Consider the following 3,634-nt stretch of genomic DNA (forward strand, 5'->3'; position numbering starts at 1 on the left):
CGGCGGACGGGAACGCCCGGGTGAGCAGGCCGTAGGCGGCACGGTGGGCCTCGCGGTCGGCGCCCACTGGGCCGTTGGCGGAGTCGAGGACAACCCACGTGAGGCGGCGGCCCTCGTGGGGCACGGGGATGACGCGCACCCGGATGGTGCCGGGGGCGATCTGGTCGAGCTGGCGGGCGACGACCTCGACGAACTCGACGCGGCGGCGAGCGGCCTCGGCGCCCATGACGGCCTGTACGGCGCGGGGAATGCGGTTCTCGGTACGCTTGGGGGTGTTCACGATTGATGCCCTTCGGTGTCGGTCGAAAGGGGCCGTCCGGGGTGGCCGCGGGTACGGGCGGCACGGTCGGCGCAGATGCGCCGTTCGAGGTCGGCGAGCGACGGGCCCCCGGGCTGGTAGCAGGCACGCGCGGCGGCGGCCGGGCTCATGCGGTCCATGGCATCGAGGCCGTGGCGCCAGACGCGAGCGGCGGCCGTGACGGCGGCGGCGCGGGCGCGTGCGGCGTCGAGGGACGGCGCGGTCATGCGTCGGCCGGAAAGAGGAGTGCGGGGGTCACGCCGTAGGTCCGCTCGATGCTGGCGAGTGCGGGGCCGGCCGGGATGCTGCGCCCGCTGGTCCAACGGATCACCGTCGCGTACGGGGTGTTCAGCTTCCGGGCGATTGCGGCGGTGCTGTTGTCGCCCACGGCCGCGGCTGCGGAGCGCAGGGGCTTGGGGTCAAAACGCATGGAAACGCACCTCGTTCAATCACTCGTGAGCGCTTTTCGCTCACGAGTGGAACGTAGCACGTTTCACTCACGCGTGAGACAAGTGAGGCGGGGTGTGCCTCTGGGATATGCAGGAGGAGGGGCAAAGCTGAAGGGGAACTCGCGGTACCGGTGCTAGCGTTTGTGATTGAGTAGTGGAGAACCGCTCACCTGTTCGATAGTGTGCGGGTTGCGGACGCATCGACCGCCGACGGGGGATGACGCATCAGATGCCCAAAAGTTGTGCACCGAGCAACATGAATCTCGCGTGCGCGATACATTGCGCCTATGAATCACGGCTCGCAACCGGAACCACCACTCGACGCACCGTTCGGCGACTGGCTCAGGTGGGCGCTCGTCCGCAAGGGCTACGACCCCGAAGAACGCGGTACGCAGCGTCGCTTCGCTGATGCCTCAGGTATCCCCGTCGCCACTGTCTCTCGCCTTCTACGCCTCGACAGCAAAAAGCCAATCCGACCAGACGTCGGCACCTGCTACGCCCTTGGCGTGACCTTCGCCGTCCCCGTAATGCCGATCCTTGTCCGAGCCGGACACCTTCCCCCCGAGGCCCTGAAAAGGGAGCCTCAACACGCTGAGCAACCCGGCACCCGCACCCCCGCAACTGAAGAGGAAGCGCTCACCGCGCTCGGAGTAGTCGACGAAACCGACCGCGCCGCCGTACGCGGCGTGATCGCAGCCCTCACTGCCAAACACAGGCGGGAGGGCACCAGCTAGGAAAGGGCCAGCAAGTGACCAGCCGCACGGATGTCTACCTCACTGCCGTCGCCGCCGCGACAACGCTCGTCGTCGGCCTCACCACCCTGATAACCGGAGTGCTCACGACGGACGAGGTAGGGCCCGTCATCATCACCGGCACCACCACCACGGCAACGGGGGTTCTCTCGACCCTGGTCACTGGCTACTGCGCCTTACGGCAATACGTCACCGAACACACGAACCGCGCCGCCGCCGCCCTCGTGCGCGACATCGTTGCCCACGATGCCCGACTCGCCGCCGAGCCGCCGGACGCGAAAGTCCTTCCGCTCGACGGGGCACAAGCGCGGCGCCTTAATCGGGAGTCCATTACGTGACACAGACGCTCGATCGCCATAAGGGCTTACGCGTCAACACCAAGCGTGAGCCCTTCGTGGCCTACGTCCGTGTATCCACCTACTACGAGGAGAAGATCTCACCCGACATCCAGCGCAGCGCCATCAAGGCATGGGCCGACCGCAACAACGCCGAAATCGTCGAGTGGATTTACGACCTTGACGTGTCCGGCCGCAAGATGAAACGCCAGATCAGGACCGCCCTCAAGTTCGTAGAGGACCGCACCGCCCGCGGAATCGCCGTATGGCGCTACTCCCGGTTCGGCCGCTCACGCCACGCCAACGCCGTGTACCTCTCCCAACTCGAAACCGTCGGCGGCCGACTGGCATCCGCCACGGAAGCAGCCGACACCCGAACCGCGTTCGGCCGACTGCAAATGGGCATGGCCTTCAAGTTCGCCGAGTACGAATCAGATCGAATCGGCGAGCAGTGGGCAGAGACCCGCGAGCACCGGCGGGCCGCCGGCCTGCCCGCAACGGGCGGGAAGCGGTGGGGGTACATATGGCACCGGCGCTACCTAGACGAAGACGCGGGCGTGATTCACCAAGAGTGGTACGAGCCCGACGACATCAGCCGGACAATCACCACCCTTCACGAACGCGTGGCCGAGGGCGCGTCCATGGGTTCCGTCACGCAGTGGTGCGGGGTGAACGGCCTCCTTGGCACCCGGGGTAAGCCCTGGCTCCAATCCGGCCTCACCCGCTACATGGACAGCGGATGGGCCGCCGGATGGAATCGCTACCACCCCGACGACTGCGACTGTCCCCCCAAGGATCCAGACAGTAACCGTTCACGCGGCGCCATCTGTCCAATCCGCATATGGGAGCCCGGAGCGCATCTACCGATCGTTCCTGAGGACGTATGGGAGGCGTTTAAGGAAAGACGCGAGCAGGCACGCAACACTCCCAGCGGCAACCGGAAACCGGCCTATGCCCTGTCCGGCCTCATGCGCTGCGGACGCTGCGGCGGGACCGCGTCAGCCGCCGGCGGATCCACCTACGGCGCGGGGAAAGTCCTCATCAAGAAGCCCGGTTACATGTTCCGGTGTAGCAAGATGAAGGACAACCGGACATGCGACGGCGTGTACGTCCTGCGCAGCCTCGCCGAAGACGCCCTGTTGAAGCGCCTCGCCGAGTGGTCGGCGGACATCGAAGCCAAAGCCGCAACCATCCCGCAGCAGACGGGCGAGGAAGTCGGCGCCCCCCGCGACCGACTCAAAGCCGCACGCAAGAAGCTACGCGAACAACTCAGCGAGATTGAGCAGCTACTCGACCGGCAAACCGATCTGCTCACCCGCGGCGTGATTCCCGAAGACTCGTACACACGCGAGCGGAAGCGACTCACCCAAGAGCAGACGGACGTAACGGCTGAACTTGCCGAACTCGAAAAGCGCACTGAAGAGGACGAAGCCCAACCGGCGGACTATCAGCCGATCATGCGCGGCCTGCTCGACCGATGGGATATCACTCCCGTGGCAACGCGCCGATCGCTCCTGCGGACGATGCTCCGCGGGGTGTGGGCATACCCGAAGTACACCGCGCCGGACGGCACCGAGGTACCCGCACGAGTGGTCCCGGTAGCCGTGTGGGAGGTCGAACCACAACTACTCGGCCCACGCGCTGACGCGTAACAGCAGGTCAGAGGCATGCTCCAAACGAGCGTCCGTCACTATCCACGTTCAGCAGGTTGGCCAGGCTTTCGTTGCTCACGGCATCTGCCTTTCCCAGGGTGTCCGTTGTGTCCCGGGCCAGCTCATCAGACCCGGGGGTCCGATGACA

At 66.2% G+C, this 3,634-nt stretch carries 5 protein-coding genes; 2 read left to right on the forward strand and 3 right to left on the reverse strand.

Features of this window, described 5'->3' with window-relative positions:
- The 3 genes from JHN45_RS51930 to JHN45_RS51940 form a co-directional block, all read right to left on the reverse strand.
- Positions 1-280 (reverse strand): hypothetical protein (locus JHN45_RS51930; RefSeq protein WP_201056492.1); only part of this gene is annotated, 280 nt, incomplete at its 3' end.
- Positions 277-525 (reverse strand): hypothetical protein, encoded by a 249-nt coding sequence (locus tag JHN45_RS51935; RefSeq protein ID WP_201056494.1) that lies wholly within the window; start codon positions 523-525, stop codon positions 277-279. The genes JHN45_RS51930 and JHN45_RS51935, both read right to left, overlap by 4 nt.
- Positions 522-728 (reverse strand): helix-turn-helix domain-containing protein, encoded by a 207-nt coding sequence (locus JHN45_RS51940; protein WP_201056496.1) that lies wholly within the window; start codon positions 726-728, stop codon positions 522-524. Before JHN45_RS51940 ends, JHN45_RS51935 begins: the two co-directional genes overlap by 4 nt.
- Positions 729-1,495: 767 nt before the next feature.
- Between JHN45_RS51940 and JHN45_RS51945 the strand changes: the two genes are divergently transcribed.
- Both JHN45_RS51945 and JHN45_RS54605 read left to right on the forward strand, forming a co-directional pair.
- Complete coding sequence (locus JHN45_RS51945; RefSeq protein WP_201056497.1) at positions 1,496-1,837, forward strand: hypothetical protein; 342 nt, start codon at positions 1,496-1,498, stop codon at positions 1,835-1,837.
- The gene (locus tag JHN45_RS54605) at positions 1,834-3,486 is read left to right on the forward strand and encodes a recombinase family protein (protein WP_201056498.1); all 1,653 of its coding nucleotides are present in this window, start codon (positions 1,834-1,836) and stop codon (positions 3,484-3,486) included. The genes JHN45_RS51945 and JHN45_RS54605 overlap by 4 nt, the downstream gene beginning before the upstream one ends.
- Positions 3,487-3,634 lie beyond the last annotated feature (148 nt).

The sequence above is a fragment of the Streptomyces sp. MBT53 genome (assembly GCF_016654115.1).
Lineage (GTDB): Bacteria > Actinomycetota > Actinomycetes > Streptomycetales > Streptomycetaceae > Streptomyces.